16 protein-coding genes are annotated in these 15,878 nt (G+C 59.6%); 8 read left to right on the top strand and 8 right to left on the bottom strand.

Translation table 11 applies throughout. The features are described from left to right. Positions 1 to 342 precede the first annotated feature (342 nt). On the bottom strand, positions 343 to 777 hold the full coding sequence (locus tag Q1V60_RS13685; protein ID WP_300631177.1) for a PA3611 family quorum-sensing-regulated virulence factor: 435 nt from the start codon (positions 775 to 777) through the stop codon (positions 343 to 345). A gap of 178 nt (positions 778 to 955) precedes the next feature. Here Q1V60_RS13685 and Q1V60_RS13680 point away from each other — a divergent pair, with 178 nt between their 5' ends. The 3 genes from Q1V60_RS13680 (at position 956) to Q1V60_RS13670 (ending at position 3,015) form a co-directional block, all read left to right on the top strand. Then, positions 956 to 1,675: a tRNA-uridine aminocarboxypropyltransferase gene (locus tag Q1V60_RS13680; protein ID WP_300631175.1), complete on the top strand. Its 720-nt coding sequence runs from the start codon at positions 956 to 958 to the stop codon at positions 1,673 to 1,675. Positions 1,676 to 1,927: 252 nt separating this feature from the next. Continuing rightward, positions 1,928 to 2,578, top strand: a complete 651-nt coding sequence (erdR, locus tag Q1V60_RS13675; protein ID WP_300631173.1) for a response regulator transcription factor ErdR — start codon at positions 1,928 to 1,930, stop codon at positions 2,576 to 2,578. Between the two features lie 74 nt (positions 2,579 to 2,652). Beyond that, positions 2,653 to 3,015 (top strand): diacylglycerol kinase, encoded by a 363-nt coding sequence (locus Q1V60_RS13670; protein ID WP_003189051.1) that lies wholly within the window; start codon positions 2,653 to 2,655, stop codon positions 3,013 to 3,015. Positions 3,016 to 3,018: 3 nt separating this feature from the next. Here Q1V60_RS13670 and Q1V60_RS13665 read toward each other — a convergent pair whose 3' ends face one another. Next, positions 3,019 to 3,945 carry a LysR family transcriptional regulator gene (locus tag Q1V60_RS13665; RefSeq protein WP_300631170.1) on the bottom strand — a complete coding sequence of 309 codons (927 nt, stop codon included), beginning with the start codon at positions 3,943 to 3,945 and terminating at the stop codon, positions 3,019 to 3,021. A 124-nt stretch (positions 3,946 to 4,069) separates the two neighbouring features. Here Q1V60_RS13665 and fpr point away from each other — a divergent pair, with 124 nt between their 5' ends. Beyond that, positions 4,070 to 4,849 (top strand): ferredoxin-NADP reductase, encoded by a 780-nt coding sequence (fpr, locus tag Q1V60_RS13660; RefSeq protein ID WP_003172178.1) that lies wholly within the window; start codon positions 4,070 to 4,072, stop codon positions 4,847 to 4,849. Between the two features lie 183 nt (positions 4,850 to 5,032). Here the strand turns inward: fpr and tsaA are convergent, their stop codons facing one another. From tsaA to rimO, 5 genes are all read right to left on the bottom strand, one after another. Next, on the bottom strand, positions 5,033 to 5,728 hold the full coding sequence (gene tsaA / locus Q1V60_RS13655; RefSeq protein ID WP_300631166.1) for a tRNA (N6-threonylcarbamoyladenosine(37)-N6)-methyltransferase TrmO: 696 nt from the start codon (positions 5,726 to 5,728) through the stop codon (positions 5,033 to 5,035). Positions 5,729 to 5,731: 3 nt separating this feature from the next. Further along, positions 5,732 to 6,193, bottom strand: coding sequence for a DUF1456 family protein (locus Q1V60_RS13650; RefSeq protein ID WP_076961821.1), 462 nt, complete (start codon positions 6,191 to 6,193; stop codon positions 5,732 to 5,734). A gap of 70 nt (positions 6,194 to 6,263) precedes the next feature. Further along, positions 6,264 to 6,974, bottom strand: a complete 711-nt coding sequence (locus Q1V60_RS13645) for an rRNA pseudouridine synthase (protein WP_065951858.1) — start codon at positions 6,972 to 6,974, stop codon at positions 6,264 to 6,266. Between the two features lie 110 nt (positions 6,975 to 7,084). Then, positions 7,085 to 7,558 carry a GNAT family N-acetyltransferase gene (locus tag Q1V60_RS13640; RefSeq protein WP_300631160.1) on the bottom strand — a complete coding sequence of 158 codons (474 nt, stop codon included), beginning with the start codon at positions 7,556 to 7,558 and terminating at the stop codon, positions 7,085 to 7,087. Between the two features lie 103 nt (positions 7,559 to 7,661). Continuing rightward, the gene (rimO, locus tag Q1V60_RS13635) at positions 7,662 to 8,990 is read right to left on the bottom strand and encodes a 30S ribosomal protein S12 methylthiotransferase RimO (RefSeq protein ID WP_300631179.1); all 1,329 of its coding nucleotides are present in this window, start codon (positions 8,988 to 8,990) and stop codon (positions 7,662 to 7,664) included. Positions 8,991 to 9,289: 299 nt separating this feature from the next. Between rimO and Q1V60_RS13630 the strand changes: the two genes are divergently transcribed. The 3 genes from Q1V60_RS13630 (at position 9,290) to Q1V60_RS13620 (ending at position 12,942) form a co-directional block, all read left to right on the top strand. Beyond that, on the top strand, positions 9,290 to 11,191 hold the full coding sequence (locus Q1V60_RS13630; protein WP_300631158.1) for a potassium transporter Kup: 1,902 nt from the start codon (positions 9,290 to 9,292) through the stop codon (positions 11,189 to 11,191). A gap of 136 nt (positions 11,192 to 11,327) precedes the next feature. After that, the gene (locus tag Q1V60_RS13625; RefSeq protein ID WP_300631156.1) at positions 11,328 to 12,434 is read left to right on the top strand and encodes an NADH:flavin oxidoreductase/NADH oxidase; all 1,107 of its coding nucleotides are present in this window, start codon (positions 11,328 to 11,330) and stop codon (positions 12,432 to 12,434) included. A 322-nt stretch (positions 12,435 to 12,756) separates the two neighbouring features. Beyond that, positions 12,757 to 12,942 (top strand): hypothetical protein, encoded by a 186-nt coding sequence (locus tag Q1V60_RS13620; RefSeq protein ID WP_300631155.1) that lies wholly within the window; start codon positions 12,757 to 12,759, stop codon positions 12,940 to 12,942. 69 nt (positions 12,943 to 13,011) lie between these two features. Here Q1V60_RS13620 and Q1V60_RS13615 read toward each other — a convergent pair whose 3' ends face one another. Further along, positions 13,012 to 14,637, bottom strand: a complete 1,626-nt coding sequence (locus tag Q1V60_RS13615) for a glucan biosynthesis protein D (protein ID WP_300631154.1) — start codon at positions 14,635 to 14,637, stop codon at positions 13,012 to 13,014. A gap of 302 nt (positions 14,638 to 14,939) precedes the next feature. Here Q1V60_RS13615 and Q1V60_RS13610 point away from each other — a divergent pair, with 302 nt between their 5' ends. Continuing rightward, positions 14,940 to 15,647: a tellurite resistance TerB family protein gene (locus tag Q1V60_RS13610; protein ID WP_300631152.1), complete on the top strand. Its 708-nt coding sequence runs from the start codon at positions 14,940 to 14,942 to the stop codon at positions 15,645 to 15,647. The last annotated feature ends 231 nt before the right edge of the window (positions 15,648 to 15,878 follow it).

Here is a 15,878-nt window from a genome sequence, read left to right as displayed (position 1 = left end):
TTTTTTTCAAAAAGTTCGAGCTGGGTGTCGTTCTATTCATATGGCATTCAACTTTCTCCTTCTTCACAGGGCCTGTATAGCCGACGATAGTCAGCAGGGGCCACGACACTGCATGTGTCGTTGCTTGCCGCAGGAGGGCAGGCCTCTTTTGCCCTGAAAGTGTTACAGCGCAGCATTGAATACTGCTGCAGGGGGGGCTGATGGAATGATCCGATCATGGGCCGAAAAACCCATGGCTGGCAACCGCTTATTGGTCACTGATCCGGGGGGGCTACTCGTAGGTGGGCGCTGGAGCGAGGGAGTGCGCGCCGCAAGGCAGCGACGCGCGAAGACAAGCCAGGGTTACTTTTTCTTCTTGGCCGGCGCCGGGCAGTCAGCTTCGGCGAATTTTACCGACGCTACGGGACGGTTGGTCTTGTTCTCGGTGATTTCGTAGCGCATAACCGCGCCCTTCGCCATCAGCTCGCGATAGCCTGGGTTGGTGCATACGCTACGGCCCAGTTGGAAATACACCGCCTTGGGGTTGGCACGCATTTGTTCAGCGCGGTCAGGCAGTACGCTGAGATGATCGATCAGCTGCATGCCCTCAACGGTGTAGGCCACTTCCAGGGTTTTTTCATCAATTTCCCGGGGCAGGTCCTTGTTGCTTTCGGTCGCGACGCTTTGCAGCTTGCGGTTCATTTGAGCCTCCAGCAGCGAGGCCGCGTGGGCGCCCATGGGCAAGGCCAGCGCAATAGCGACGGATGGGGCAACGAGGCGCAGCATGGAACGCAGCATCAAACTCTCCTGATTCGGTTACTGGTGCATAGACCAGCCACTGCGCTGTGCGTTCAGTGGCGCGCAATTATAGGTGAGCACCGGCCACTCCAGCCAGGCGTATCGCTGGTAAACTGCGCCCACTTCAATTCCTTTCGAGCTCCCCCGTGTCGATCTACCCGTTTTTATGGCGCATCCAATGAGCCACGCAGTCTCCCGCTTGCGTACCCAACGCCTGGCCAGAGCCGTCAGGCCTTTCGTCAATCGGGGATCGCGTGCCGAGCGGTGTGCCGGTTGCCGAGTGATTCCCGAGTATTGCCTGTGCGCGTGGCGACCGACGGTTGCGGCCAAATCTGCGATGTGCCTGTTGATGCACGATGTCGAGCCGATGAAACCCAGCAACACCGGCTGGCTGATCGCCGATGTTATCGACGACACCACCGCGTTCGCCTGGTCGCGGACCGAAGTCGATCCGCAGCTGCTCACCTTGCTGGCCGATCCGCAGTGGCAGCCGTACATCGTGTTCCCCGGCGAATTCGTGGCGCCTGAACGGGTGGTCAGCGCGGTTAATGCAGGAGAGGGCAAGCGCCCGCTGTTCATTCTGCTGGACGGAACCTGGAGTGAAGCGCGCAAGATGTTTCGCAAAAGCCCGTACCTTGAGCATTTGCCGGTGCTGAGCCTGGCGCCGGAGCAGTTGTCACGTTACAAGTTGCGCCGCTCCAAGCGTGATGATCATTTCTGCACCGCCGAGGTCGCCGCACTGTGCCTGGAGCTGGCTGATGATCAGGCCGCCAGCGAAGTGCTGGACGCCTACCTTGATGTCTTCAGCACGCACTATCTGGCCGCCAAGTTTCAGTTGCCTCTGGATGAAACGGACGTTGTCCACACACGTTTGGCGCCCTATATCCCGACGGTATGACCAGTCGACGTTTGCATGATGGCACCTTAATCACGCAACCCGCTAAAATCCCCATGGGCGTAGTGCTTGACCCCCCAGGCTGCGCTGGGCATGCTGGGCGCCGATTGGGGCGCTACCGTGGTTTTTCGACGTTGTTTCGCGTGTTTTTAACGTTGAGCGTGCCCCGTGGCGATGGCTGCCTGGCCGTTGCCTTGTGTACTGGCGAGCTCTGAACCCATCAGGGCTCCCGTAAAAAACAGGATCATTTAATCAATGGCCACATACGAAATCCTGATAGCCGATGACCACCCGCTGTTTCGCAGTGCGCTGCATCAGGCCGTTACCCTGGGCCTTGGCCCGGATGTCCGACTGGTCGAAGTCGCGAGCATTGCCGAGCTGGAAACCCGCTTGACCGAAAAATCCGACTGGGACCTGGTGCTGCTCGACCTGAACATGCCCGGTGCCTACGGTTTTTCGGGGTTGGTGCTGCTGCGCGGGCAATATCCGCAGATTCCCGTGGTGATGGTCTCGGCCCAGGAAGAAGCCGACGTGGTGGTGCGTTCCAAGGAGTTCGGCGCCAGCGGCTTCATTCCTAAGTCCAGCGCGATGGAAGATATTCAGCAGGCTGTGCGTGCAGTATTGGACGGCGATGTGTCCTGGCCACCGCAAGCGTTTGAAGAAATCAACGTGTCCGACGAGGCCAAGGCGGCGCGTGATGGCCTGGCCAGTTTGACGCCTCAGCAGTTCCGGGTGCTGACCATGGTCTGTGAAGGCTTGTTGAACAAGCAGATTGCCTACGAGCTGAGCGTGTCGGAAGCGACTATCAAGGCCCATGTCACTGCGATTTTCCGCAAGCTTGGCGTCCGCACGCGCACCCAGGCGGCGCTGCTTCTGCAACAACTTGAGTCAATTTCGCAGCATTGAGTTGCACTTATTCACGCTTTTTTGACTTTACGTGCTCTAGTTTCCCCACTCCTTTGGTTCAGTTGCCTACATCTATGTCGCCTTTCAAGGGTCAAACCGGTATCAAACGTATTTTCAACGCAGGTGGCTATTCCCTGGATGGCCTGCGCGCGGCTTTCACCGGCGAGGCGGCGTTCCGTCAGTTGGTACTGCTGAACGTCATCCTGATTCCGTTGAGTTTTTTCCTGCAGGTCAGCCGCGTCGAACGGGCATTGCTGATTGCCGTGTGCCTGCTGGCCCTGATCGTTGAATTGCTCAATTCGGCGGTAGAAGCGGCCATCGACCGCATTTCCCTGGACCGCCATCCGCTGTCGAAAAACGCCAAGGACATGGGCAGCGCCGCGCAATTCGTGGCCTTGACCATGATCACGCTGGTGTGGGCGGTGATTCTGATCTAACGATCAGGCGATGCTTGGCAGCACGATCTCGTCGCTGCGCTGAACCCCGGCGGTGAACGCGCGGCACAGTTCAAGGAACTCGCGCATCGCCGAGGTCTGGTACTTCTGTTTATGCCAGATAAAGTAGAACTGCCGGGCCAAGTCCAGGTCCGGGGTTTCTACCGGCACCAGGCTGCCACGACGGAACGCATCGCGCAGTGCCAGCCGCGAAATACAACCAATCCCCAAACCTGATTCCACTGCCCGTTTGATGGCCTCGGTGTGTTCCAGCTCCAGGCGGATATTCAACGCGCTGCGGTGATGGCGCATGGCCTGATCAAACGTCAGGCGCGTGCCTGAGCCTTGCTCACGCAGGATCCACGCCTCCTGGGTTAACTCATTCATGCTTGCCGCGCCACGCTTGGCCAAATGATGTTGGGGCGCGCAAAAAACCACCAGCTCATCCTCCACCCAGGTCTGTACTTCGATGTCCGGATGGCTGCAGTCGCCTTCGATTAGACCCAGGTCAATTTCGTAGTGCGCCACCTGATGCACGATATGGGCAGTGTTTTGCACATGCAGTTTCACCTGGCTCTCGGGGTGCTGCTGCATGAAACTGCCGATCAGCAGGGTGGCCAGGTAATTGCCGATGGTCAGGGTGGCGCCCACGGCCAGTGAGCCAAAACCGGACTTGCCGTTGAGCAGGTCCTCGATCTCCTTGGCCTGGTCCAGCAGGGCCACCGCCTGAGGCAACAATTGATGCCCCAAAGCATTGAGGCTCAGGCGTTTGCCGGCGCGGTCGAATAATTGGCAGCTGGATTGACGCTCCAGCTCGGTAATCGAAGTGCTGGCGGCGGATTGAGATAAGGCCAGAAGGCCAGCAGCGCGGGAGACGCTTTCCTGCTGGGCGACGGCGACGAAGACTTGCAGTTGACGAAGAGTAAATCGCATATCGATATAACCGATAACCCTTATCTTAATAATCCAGTTAACAGATATTGTCGCCGCCATTAGAATGCTGTGCAATTGCGCACTTCACATTTGGCGCAGACCCATTTCCAGGAGTCCCCCGTACATGAGCAACATGAACCACGAGCGTGTCCTCAGTGTTCATCACTGGAACGACACTCTGTTCAGCTTCAAGTGCACCCGCGATCCGGGTTTGCGCTTCGAGAACGGTCAGTTCGTGATGATCGGCCTGCAACAGCCCAACGGCCGCCCGCTCATGCGCGCCTACTCCATTGCCAGCCCGAACTGGGAAGAGCATCTCGAGTTCTTCAGCATCAAGGTGCCGGATGGCCCGCTGACTTCCCAGTTGCAGCATTTGAAGGAAGGCGACGAGATCATCATCAGCAAAAAACCGACAGGCACCCTGGTGCTTGACGACTTGAAGCCGGGCAAACACCTTTACCTGCTCAGCACCGGTACGGGCCTCGCGCCATTTATGAGCGTGATCCAGGACCCGGAGACCTACGAGCGCTTCGAAAAAGTGATCCTGTGCCACGGCGTGCGTTACGTCAACGAAGTCGCCTACCGCGAGTTCATCACCGAGCACCTGCCGCAGAATGAATTCTTCGGCGAGGCGTTGCGTGAAAAGTTGATCTACTACCCGACCGTCACCCGCGAGCCTTTCGAAAACGAAGGCCGCCTGACCGACCTGATGCGTAGCGGCAAGCTGTTCAGCGACATTGGCCTGCCGCCGATCAACCCCGAGGACGACCGCGCCATGTTGTGCGGTAGCCCAAGCATGTTGGACGAGACCAGCGAAGTGCTGAACAGCTTCGGGCTGAAAGTGTCGCCACGCATGCGTGAACCGGGTGATTACCTGATCGAGCGCGCCTTCGTCGAGAAGTGATTTGGGGTCACTTGTAGGAGCGAGCTTGCTCGCGAAGAACGTTAACGAATACGCTGGCACACTCTGAGTTAACGCGGTGCCTGCCCGTTTTTCGCGAGCAATCTCGCCCTTGCAGTCGAATGTGTTTACAAAGAAAAGCCCGCGTTGCCTGTAAAGGCCGCGCGGGCTTTTCGTTTGTGCGATTTACTGCGCCGGCACCACTTCAAGCACGCAAATCAGCCCCGCCTCGGGATAGTGCCAACGCACATCCACGTCCCAGAACTGCGCCCCGTATTCGCGCTCGGGCCCGGGCGTTTGATAGGCCGGTCGTGGATCCTGCGCCAGGCACTGATCAATCAGCTCCACCAATGGTTCACCAAGACGCTGGGCATGGCCTTGCGCCTGGTGCAGTGCAGTCTTGAGCCACTGCACGCCAATCAAAGGCGGCGCGCCGCTGGCGATGCTGTTGGTCGCCGTATCAACGATATCGGCATAGGGCACATACGGCTTGATATCCAGCACCGGCGTGCCGTCGAGCAGATCAATCCCGGATATCCACAGCCGCCCCGGCTCCACCTTGTCGAGCTTCACCACCGACTGGCCGATGCCATTGGGCCGATGCGTCGCACGCGTGGCAAACACGCCCATCGCGGTGTTGCCGCCCAGACGCGGCGGGCGCACTTTAAGGCGTGGCTTGTCTTCCAGCGCCTGGTGGAACAGAAACAGCAGCCACACGTGGCTGACCTGCTCCAGCCCCTGCACCGCCTCGCCGCCATCGAACGGCGCCACCAGCTCCAGCACGCCACGGGCGGCCGGCGCCAGTTGCGGCTGACGGGGGATGGCGAACTTCTCCTTGAAGCAGGAGCGTACGAAGCCGACCGGGGCGACCTGATAACTCATGGCTTACGCACGAACCCGTAGGGTCAGCCCCTTGAGGAAGTTGCGCAGCAACTGGTCACCACAGGTGCGGTAGTTGGTGTGGCCGAACTTGCGGAACAGCGCGCTCAGCTCAGGCTTGGACACCGGGAACTCGGCGGCTTTCAGGATGGCGTGCATGTCGTCTTCTTTCAGTTCGAAGGCCACGCGCAGTTTTTTCAGGATGATGTTGTTGGTCACGGGGGTTTCGATCGGCTGCGGCGGACGGCTTTCATCCTTGCCGCGCTTGAAAATCACCAGGCCATCGAGGAAATGCGCCATTACCTCATCCGGGCAGAACACAAAGCCTTCCTCTTCATCTTTCTTGAGGTAAGTCAGCAAGTCTTCCTTGGTCACGTCCATGCCGCCGAGCTTGGTGATCTCGACCATTTTGTTGTCGCTGATGTCGAGCATGTAGCGCACGCTGCGCAGTACGTCGTTGTGAATCATGGTGGGCAATCCTGGTTTTCAACGGGGTAGACTCGGCCCAATCAGGCCGTGTCGGGAAAGGGGCAACGGCTTAGAACTTCTCTTTGCCGGACAGGTAACGCCATTGGCCCACTGGCACTTTGCCAATGGAGACGCCACCAATGCGAATACGACGGATGGCGACGACTTTTAAGCCAACGGCTTCGCAGAAGAGCGCGATCACTCCCGGCTGCGGGTTTTTCAGGGCAAAGCGCAGGCGGTTCTCGTTCTGCCAGCTGGCTTTCACGGCCGGCAGCTCTTTGCCTTTGTAGGTCAGGCCGTGGTTCAGACGGTTGAGGCCATGGGCAACCATGTCGCCTTCGACTTCCACCACGTATTCCTGCTCGATCTTGGCGGCATCGGCGGTCAACTTGCGCAGGATCTTCCAATCCTGGGTGAATACCAGCAGGCCACTGGCCTTGGCTTGCAGGTCGGCGCTGGCGGTCAGGCGCAGGAAGTGGCCCTTGAGCGGGCGCTTGCTGAAGCGATGTTCTTCCGAAAGGGTCTCGGCGCTGATCGACGCCATGGCCGTTTCGGCATCCATGCCAGCCGGAGCGTGCAGCAGGATGGTCACTGGCTCTGGCACGGTGGCTTTGGCTTCGGGGTCCAGCTCAACCTTCTGGGTCGTGACCTTGAACTGCGGTTCGTCGATCACTTCACCGTCCACCGAGACCCAGCCGCCTTCGATAAACAGCTCAGCCTCCCGACGGGAGCAACCGACCAGTTCGATAAGGCGTTTGGAGAGGCGTATGGGGTCAGTCATGACAAGGGCCGTAACAAAAGGGGGCGGCTATTGTACCTGCCTGGAGCCGGTTAATCCCGGCCCCATTTCAGTGCGGCGCTTTATTGGTAAAACGCGTTTCCGAATGGGGCTCAACCACTGCATAGTTGCTGTTGCCGGCGCAGGCGCATATGCAGTAACGGATAGGGCTGGCCCAGGCCATCATGCTCCGTGCGCCCGATCACTTCAAAACCCTGCTTGAGATAAAAGCCCAGCGCTTGTGGGTTCTGCTCGTTCACATCCAGTTCATCGGCATTCATGCAGTCGACCGCGTAGCGCAGCAGTTGCCGCCCAAAGCCCTGGCCCCTGTGTTGCGGGTCGATAAACAACATCTCCAGCTTGCCCGCCGCCACCCCGGCAAAGCCGGTAATGTGGGCATTGTGTGCATCCTTGATGCAGATCAGCGTCACTGAATCCAGGTAGCGGGTCAGCATCAGGTCTTTAAGCGACACGATGTAACTTTCCGGCAAAAAATCATGAGTGGCGCGCACCGAGGCCTCCCAGATTCGTGTCAGTTCGGGGTAATCGCTTTTTTGGGGGGTATGGATAACCGAATGCTCACGCATGCCCGTTGTCTCTGTCGAAATAGGTGATGATGGGCAAAACGATAGACCTAAAAAAGCCCCGCATCTTGTCCAGAGGCAGGGCTTTTTCAATTTTTTACCGCTTTCAGTCGCGCTTTTGTGCCCACAGGTCGTATTCGTCGGCATCGGTCACGGTGCACCAGACCTTGTCGCCCGGCTTCAAACCGCTGGCATCGTCGATAAACACGTTACCGTCGATTTCCGGCGCATCGAAGAAGCAACGGCCGACCGCGCCTTGCTCGTCGACTTCGTCGATCAGCACTTCGATTTCCTTGCCGATGCGCAGTTGCAGGCGTGCCGAGCTGATGGCCTGCTGGTGCGCCATGAAACGCTCCCAACGGTCCTGCTTGACGTCGTCCGGCACCACGGCCAGGTCCAGCAGGTTGGCCGGTGCGCCTTCCACCGGGGAGTACTGGAAGCAGCCGACGCGGTCCAGCTGGGCCTCGGTCAGCCAATTCAGCAGGTACTGGAAGTCTTCTTCGGTTTCGCCGGGGAAGCCGACGATGAAGGTCGAGCGGATGATCAGTTCCGGGCAGATTTCGCGCCAGTTCTTGATACGCGCCAGCGTCTTGTCTTCGAAGGCTGGGCGTTTCATGGCCTTGAGCACCTTGGGGCTGGCGTGCTGGAACGGGATGTCCAGGTACGGCAGGATCTTGCCGGCGGCCATCAGCGGGATCAGCTCATCCACGTGCGGGTACGGGTAAACGTAGTGCAGGCGCACCCACACGCCCAGGCTGCTGAGCGCTTCGCAGAGTTCGGTCATGCGGGTTTTCACCGGCGCGCCATTCCAGAAACCGGTGCGATATTTAACGTCGACGCCATAGGCGCTGGTGTCCTGGGAAATCACCAGCAGCTCTTTCACGCCGGATTTGACCAGGCGCTGGGCTTCGTCCAGCACATCGCCGACCGGGCGGCTGACCAGCTTGCCGCGCATCGATGGAATGATGCAAAAGCTGCAGCTGTGGTTGCAGCCTTCGGAAATTTTCAGATAAGCGTAGTGGCGCGGGGTCAGCTTGATGCCTTGCGGCGGCACCAGGTCGATCAGCGGGTTGTGGTCCTGACGTGGCGGCACGACTTGATGCACCGCGTTAACCACCTGCTCATACTGCTGTGGGCCGGTCACGGCGAGTACGCTTGGGTGTACGTTGCGGATATTGCCTTCTTCCACGCCCATGCAACCGGTCACGATGACCTTGCCGTTTTCCTTGATGGCCTCGCCGATCACTTCCAGGGACTCCGCCTTGGCCGAGTCGATGAACCCACAGGTATTGACGACCACCACATCCGCGTCCTGGTAAGTGGACACGACGTCATAACCTTCCATGCGCAGTTGCGTGAGAATGCGCTCGGAGTCGACCAGAGCCTTCGGGCAACCCAGGGAAACAAAGCCAACCTTGGGGTTGGCTTTCGCGATGGTGGTGGACATGTCTAACCTCGGTATCGAATGATGCCGCCACCGTGAAGGGCAGGCAGCGGACGGGCGCTTGGTGCGCCTCTGATCAAAAAGTGCGCAATTCTAGCGGCGGGCAACGCGCTTGACCAGCTTTATGCAGGGAAATGCGACGAGTGCTGCGCTATGCTTCGCGCCGTTGCGCCTGGGGAAAATCCCAAGGTCAACAAAACGTCTGTTACGAGAAGTAAAACAGCGCATGCTAGGGGCCGTTTGGGCACGTTGTTTATGAGAAACCTCAGGTCAAAGGGCAGGAATGGTTGATGGGTCAGGCAAGTAGTCAGGCAACAGGTACCGAGCATTCGAACGCCAAACCGATTGGCATGCTGGTGGCAGCGGTCGGCGTGGTATATGGCGATATCGGGACCAGCCCGCTCTACACCCTTAAAGAGGTGTTCAACGGCGGTTATGGGGTGCAGGTCAACCATGACGGCGTATTGGGGATTCTGGCGCTGATCTTCTGGTCGCTGATCTGGGTCGTATCGATCAAATACATGCTGTTCGTGCTGCGCGCCGACAACCAGGGCGAAGGCGGCATCATGGCGCTGACCGCCCTGGCACGCCGTGCGGCGGGGGAGCGCAGAAAATTGCGCAGCTTCCTGGTGGTGTGCGGCTTGTGCGGCGCGGCGCTGTTTTATGGCGACAGCATGATCACCCCGGCGATCTCCGTGTTATCGGCGGTCGAAGGCTTGGAGCTGGCGTTCGACGGCCTGGACAGATGGGTCGTGCCCATCGCGCTGGTGGTGCTGGTGGCGCTGTTCCTGATCCAGAAACACGGCACCGACCGCATCGGCAAGCTGTTCGGCCCGGTGATGGTGACCTGGTTTCTGGTGCTGGGCGGCCTCGGCGTGTATGGCATCACCTTGCACCCTGAAGTGCTCAGCGCGCTGAACCCGATGTGGGCCGTGCGCTTCTTCGAGGCTCACCCCGGCATTGGCGTGGCCATTCTCGGCGCGGTGGTGCTGGCGCTGACCGGTGCCGAAGCGTTGTACGCCGACATGGGCCACTTCGGCCGCAAGCCCATCGCCCGCGCCTGGTTCATCCTGGTGTTGCCGGCGCTGGTGCTCAACTATTTCGGCCAGGGCGCCATGCTGCTGGGCGATCCGGAAGCGGCCCGCAACCCGTTCTACCTGTTGGCGCCGAGCTGGGCGCTGATTCCGTTGGTGGTGCTGTCGACCCTGGCCACGGTGATTGCCTCCCAGGCGGTGATTTCCGGTGCGTTCTCGTTGACGCGCCAGGCGATTCAGTTGGGTTATATCCCGCGCATGCACATTCAACATACCTCCAGCGCCGAACAGGGCCAGATCTATATTGGCGCGGTGAATTGGTCGCTGATGGTCGGCGTGATTCTGTTGGTGCTGGGCTTCGAATCCTCCGGTGCGCTGGCATCGGCCTATGGCGTGGCGGTGACCGGCACCATGCTGATGACCACGATCCTGGTGTCTGCGGTGATGCTGCTGCTGTGGAAATGGCCGCCGGTACTGGCCGTGCCGGTGTTGCTCTGCTGCCTGCTGGTGGACGGATTGTACTTTGCCGCCAACGTGCCGAAGATCATCCAGGGTGGCGCCTTCCCCGTATTGGCGGGGATCGTGCTGTTCGTGCTGATGACCACCTGGAAGCGCGGCAAGCAATTGCTCGTCGAGCGCCTCGACGAAGGCGGCCTGCCGCTGCCGATATTTATCAGCAGTATCCGCGTGCAGCCGCCCCATCGCGTGCAGGGCACGGCGGTGTTCCTCACTGCGCGGCCCGACGCCGTGCCCCATGCGCTGTTGCACAACCTGCTGCATAACCAAGTGTTGCACGAGCAGGTGGTGCTGCTGACCGTGGTCTACGAAGACATTCCGCGTGTGCCTGCGACGCGGCGTTTCGAAGTGGATGCCTACGGCGAAGGTTTCTTCCGGGTGATCCTGCACTTCGGCTTTACCGACGAGCCGGACGTGCCCGAGGCGTTGAAGCTGTGCCATCTGGACGAGCTGGATTTCAGCCCGATGCGCACCACCTACTTCCTCAGCCGTGAAACGGTGATCGCCTCGCGCATCAAGGGCATGGCCCGTTGGCGCGAAGCGTTGTTCGCATTCATGTTGAAGAATGCCAACGGCAACCTGCGCTTCTTCAAACTCCCGGTCAATCGGGTGATCGAGCTGGGCACCCAGGTCGAAATGTAAGACGCTGCACGCCGGGAGCCGGCAATCGGCTCCCGGTTTACTTCTGAACCCTGTGCAATCGGTCGTTGTCGACTAGGCTCCAGGCACCTTGAAAGAGAACCTTGGAGCTTGCCCACAGAACCCGAAGAGGTGCGCCATGAGTCAGTTACTCGAACCCTATACCTTGCGTGAGCTAACCCTTCTGAACCGCATTGCGGTATCACCGATGTGTCAATACTCAAGCGATGATGGCCTGGCCAACGATTGGCACCTGGTGCATCTGGGCAGCCGGGCCGTCGGTGGCGCCGGGCTGATTTTCACCGAAGCCACCGCCGTGACCGCCGATGGCCGCATCACTGCCCAGGACCTGGGCCTGTGGAAAGACGAGCAGATCGAACCATTGCAGCGCATTACGCGCTTTATTGCGGCGCAAGGCGCGGTGGCCGGTATTCAACTGGCACACGCCGGGCGCAAGGCCAGCACTTATCGTCCCTGGCTCGGCAAGCATGGCAGCGTCAAGCCAGAAGACGGTGGCTGGGTGCCGGTAGGTCCATCGCCCATCGCATTCGACCCGCAGCACACCCAACCCAAACCGCTGGACGAAGGGCAGATCCGCCAAGTGATCGCTGATTTCGTCGCCGCCGCCAAGCGTGCATTGAGTGCCGGCTTCGAAGTGGTGGAGATCCATGCCGCCCACGGTTACCTGCTGCATCAGTTCCTGTCGCCGATCAGTAACCAGCGTCAGGACCAGTACGGCGGCTCCTTCGAAAACCGTATCCGCCTGGTCCTGGAGGTGACCCGCGCGGTGCGCGAAGTCTGGCCCCAGAACTTGCCGCTGTTTGTGCGCGTGTCAGCCACCGACTGGGTGGAAGACGGCTGGAACCCCGATGAAACCGTGGAACTGGCGCGTCGCTTGAAAGACCTGGGCGTGGACTTGATCGACGTGTCCTCCGGTGGCACCGCCGCCAACGCCGAAATCCCCACCGGCCCCGGCTATCAGACGCGCTTTGCCGAGCGGGTGCGCAAAGAGTCAGGCATGGCCACCGGCACGGTTGGCATGATCACCGAACCGGCCCAGGCCGAACACATCCTGCGCACGTGCCAGGCCGACATCATCTTCCTCGCCCGCGAACTGTTGCGTGACCCGTACTGGCCGCTGCATGCCGACGATGACCTGGGCGGGCGCAAGGCGACCTGGCCGGCGCAATACCAGCGAGCGACGCATCGCGACCAGCCGATTCACGAGTCGGACCTCAGGGATTGATGCCTGGCGCATGCCTACAGAACCCACCCTGACACGGTGGGTTTTTTTTGTTCGTGTTATAGGAAAGGCGCTGATCGCACGCTCGGCGCAAGCCTGTTTACCGACGGGCGCGTGTGAATCGGCCGTAGGTATTTATTACCGAGGCAATTATTTAAGTGAATACTCTAAAAAAATCCCACACGTAAGCAGATTGTTTCTACGCTTAGGGTAAGCCTGATTTTCGGCCCAGGAAGTCAGTCGTTTCGCTTATGGAGCAGTACGCTTCATGGCAGGCGGGTAAAGGGCAGCAGAGTATTTGGATCGATATCAGGAGAAGCAATCCATGGCCAAGTCCTATGGTGTAGCGGGTATGGTGGCGTCTTTTCTGACCCGCAGGATGTCCTTGCGTGGCAGCAGGCTGAGTTCGGATGAGGTTGAATTGCTGGCGCATTATCGCGCCCTGACCGAGAACGATCAGGTTGCGATGCGTTACCTGATTGGAGCGATGAAAACCGTGTCGCGGTTCTGAATACTCGTTGAAAAAATGAAGGAGCGGGTTCGCCATGGCGAGCCCGCTCCCTCATTACTGATCAGCGTGTCAGGTGTATTTGCGCTTGTCCGGCGCAGGGGGAAAGTACTGATACAGCCAGGTTTCACTCAAGACGCGGTCCTGGGTGCGGATAAACAAGCGCAGTTCTACCGGCTCCACGCTGTCGCTGGTTGGGTACCAGTCGAACAGAATGCGATATCCCTTGATGTTATCAAGCGCCAGCACGCTGAAGTCTTTCACCTCGCCGTGGGAGCAGGTGACCATCGGCTCGATGCCCGTGCCGGGCGGCAAACGGTCCAGGCCGCCGCCCTTGAAGTCCACGGCAAAACGGCGTGCCCACACCTCGGGGTAATGCTCGCCTGGGGCCCAACCTTCGGTAAACCCGCCCATGCCTGAACGGGTCGCGTCGACCTGGGCCAGCGGTGTGCTCACCGGCGGCAGGGCGCTCCAATAGAGCTTGTAGCCGTAGTTGAGCGAGTCACCGGCGGCCACAGGTTTTTTCGGGGTCCAGAAGGCCACGATGTTATCGAGGGTTTCGCCGGTGGTCGGGATTTCCAGCAGGTCGATCGAGCCTTCGCCCCAGGCGGTGGTGGGTTCTACCCACAGGCTTGGGCGCTTGCTGTACCAGTCCACGGTGTCCTGGTAGCTGGCGAATTCATGGTCGGTCTGCACCAGGCCAAAACCCTTGGGGTTAGTGTCGGCGAATGCGTTGAATTGCAACTTGGCCGGGTTGTTCAGCGGACGGCAGACCCACTCGCCGTTGCCGCGCCACATGGCCAATCGGTCCGAGTCGTGGATTTGCGGATGGATGGTGTCGCACATCCGTCGCTCGTGGGTACCGCAACTGAACATGCTGGTCATGGGCGCAATACCGAGCTGTTCGATGGCGGTGCGTGCGTTGATATGCGCGTCGATGGCCATCACCACCTGAGTGGCCTGGCAGTCGATATCGAAGCGGTATGCGCCGGTCGCGCTGGGCGAGTCGAGCAGGGCGTAGACGACGAAACGGGTGGCATCCTTGTTCGGGGTTTCGAACCAGAACTGCGTGAAGTCGGGAAACTCTTCATGTTTCTTCGCGTAGGTGTCAATCGCCAGGCCGCGCGCCGACAGGCCGTACTGGCCGGTGGCGTCCACCGCACGAAAGTAGCTGGCACCGAGAAATGACAGCACGTCATGACGGTCCAGTTCCGGCGCCTTGAACAGTTTGAATCCGGAGAAACCCAAGTCGCCGGTCAGTTGCTTGGTGTCGACCGTGGTTTTTTCATAGTTGAACAGCGAAGGGCGAAAATGCACCTCGCGAGCCTCGCGGGTCGTGGGGTCGACGCTGTGCATGCGCACCGGCGTCTTGAAGCCCATGCCGACGTGGAAAAACTGCACGTCCAATTGCCCCTTCAGCTGCTTCCACAACGAATGGTTGCCGTCATAACCGATGGCGTTGAAGTTCTGCGGAGTCATGGTCGCCAGGGTCGGCGGCAGCACCTGCTTGGTGCTTTTATACGCGGTGCCGGCGAGCTGTTTGGCCTGGGCTTTGAGCGTTTCGAAATCGAATGCCACGGCTTTGCCGTCGGCGGCACGGTTACCCGCCCAGGCCTGCGCGGCCAGCAGGCCACTGGCCGATAAACCGGTGTAAGCCGCAATGGCCATGGACGCTTTGAGCAAATTCCTGCGGTGCATAGAGACAACCTGTCGTGAGCAAATCCCGCGCCGTTCCTGGCACGTAACGGATCGGAAATAACGGTTCGGACATGCCTTCGGCCAAACGCAACGGACATTAAACAGACGCCGGATAGCTTAAGCGGTTCTATGGTGGAGTAAAAATCATAGTGGCGCGGTGATGGCGTCGCTGTGCAACAAGACATTTCTGATATCAGGGAAAGACGTTACATCTGGAAGCACTCTAGATAAGGGCTTTTTGGCACTAAGTTTTACGCTGGGAGCCTATTGGTCCTACGAACCCAAGTGTCTGGAGGCTACGAATGAATACCCGTGGATTGCTCGATCAGTTGCTCAAGTCTGGTCAGGACATGTTGCAGAACAAGGCGGGCGGTCAGCGCCAATCAGCCGACAAAGGCGCCCTCGGCGGGTTGCTTGGCAGTGGTGGGCTTGGCAGTTTGCTCGGTGGCGCGGGCGGTGGCGCACTGGCGGCCGGCGCCATGGGCTTGCTGCTGGGCAATAAAAAGGCGCGTAAATTTGGCGGCAAGGCGCTGACCTACGGAGGCTTGGCCGCCTTGGGCGTCATTGCCTACAAAGCCTACGGCAATTGGCAGGCGCAGCAGGCCAGCGCGCCCCAGGGCGAGCCGCAAACTATCGACCGCCTGCCACCGGCCCAGGTCGAGCAACACAGTCAGGGCATTCTCAAAGCGCTGGTCGCTGCCGCCAAGGCCGACGGGCATGTGGATGAGCGTGAGCGCGCGTTGATCGAAGGCGAGTTCACCAAACTCGACAACGACCGCGAACTGCAAACCTGGCTGCACGCCGAGTTGAACAAACCCCTCGACCCGGCCGACGTAGCCCGCGCCGCCGGCACCCCGGAAATGGCTGCCGAGATGTACATCGCCAGCGTGATGCTGGTGGATGAGGAAAACTTCATGGAGAAGGCCTACCTGGACGAACTGGCGCGCCAACTGAAACTTGAGCCGGGCCTGAAGGCAGAGCTGGAAAAACAGGTGCGTCTGAATACATAAACAGAACCGCATACCTATCAGGGTGTGGGGCGGGCTTGTTCGCAAACGCGGTGTGTCAGTCCATTCATTGGTATCTGATACCTCGCATTGGCGGGCAAGCCCTAATGCCGGTCAGTTAAGCGCTAAAGCAGAAAAACCTGCGACCTGTGGCGAGGGAGCTTGCTCCCGTTGGGGCGCGAAGCGGCCCCAAAAATGGGACTGCTACGCAGTCCAGCGGGAGCAAGCTCCCTC

Source organism: Pseudomonas sp., assembly GCF_030147005.1.
GTDB lineage: Bacteria > Pseudomonadota > Gammaproteobacteria > Pseudomonadales > Pseudomonadaceae > Aquipseudomonas.
The sequence above is the reverse complement of the archived record's forward strand: the minus strand, read 5'-3'. Positions and strand labels throughout refer to the sequence as shown.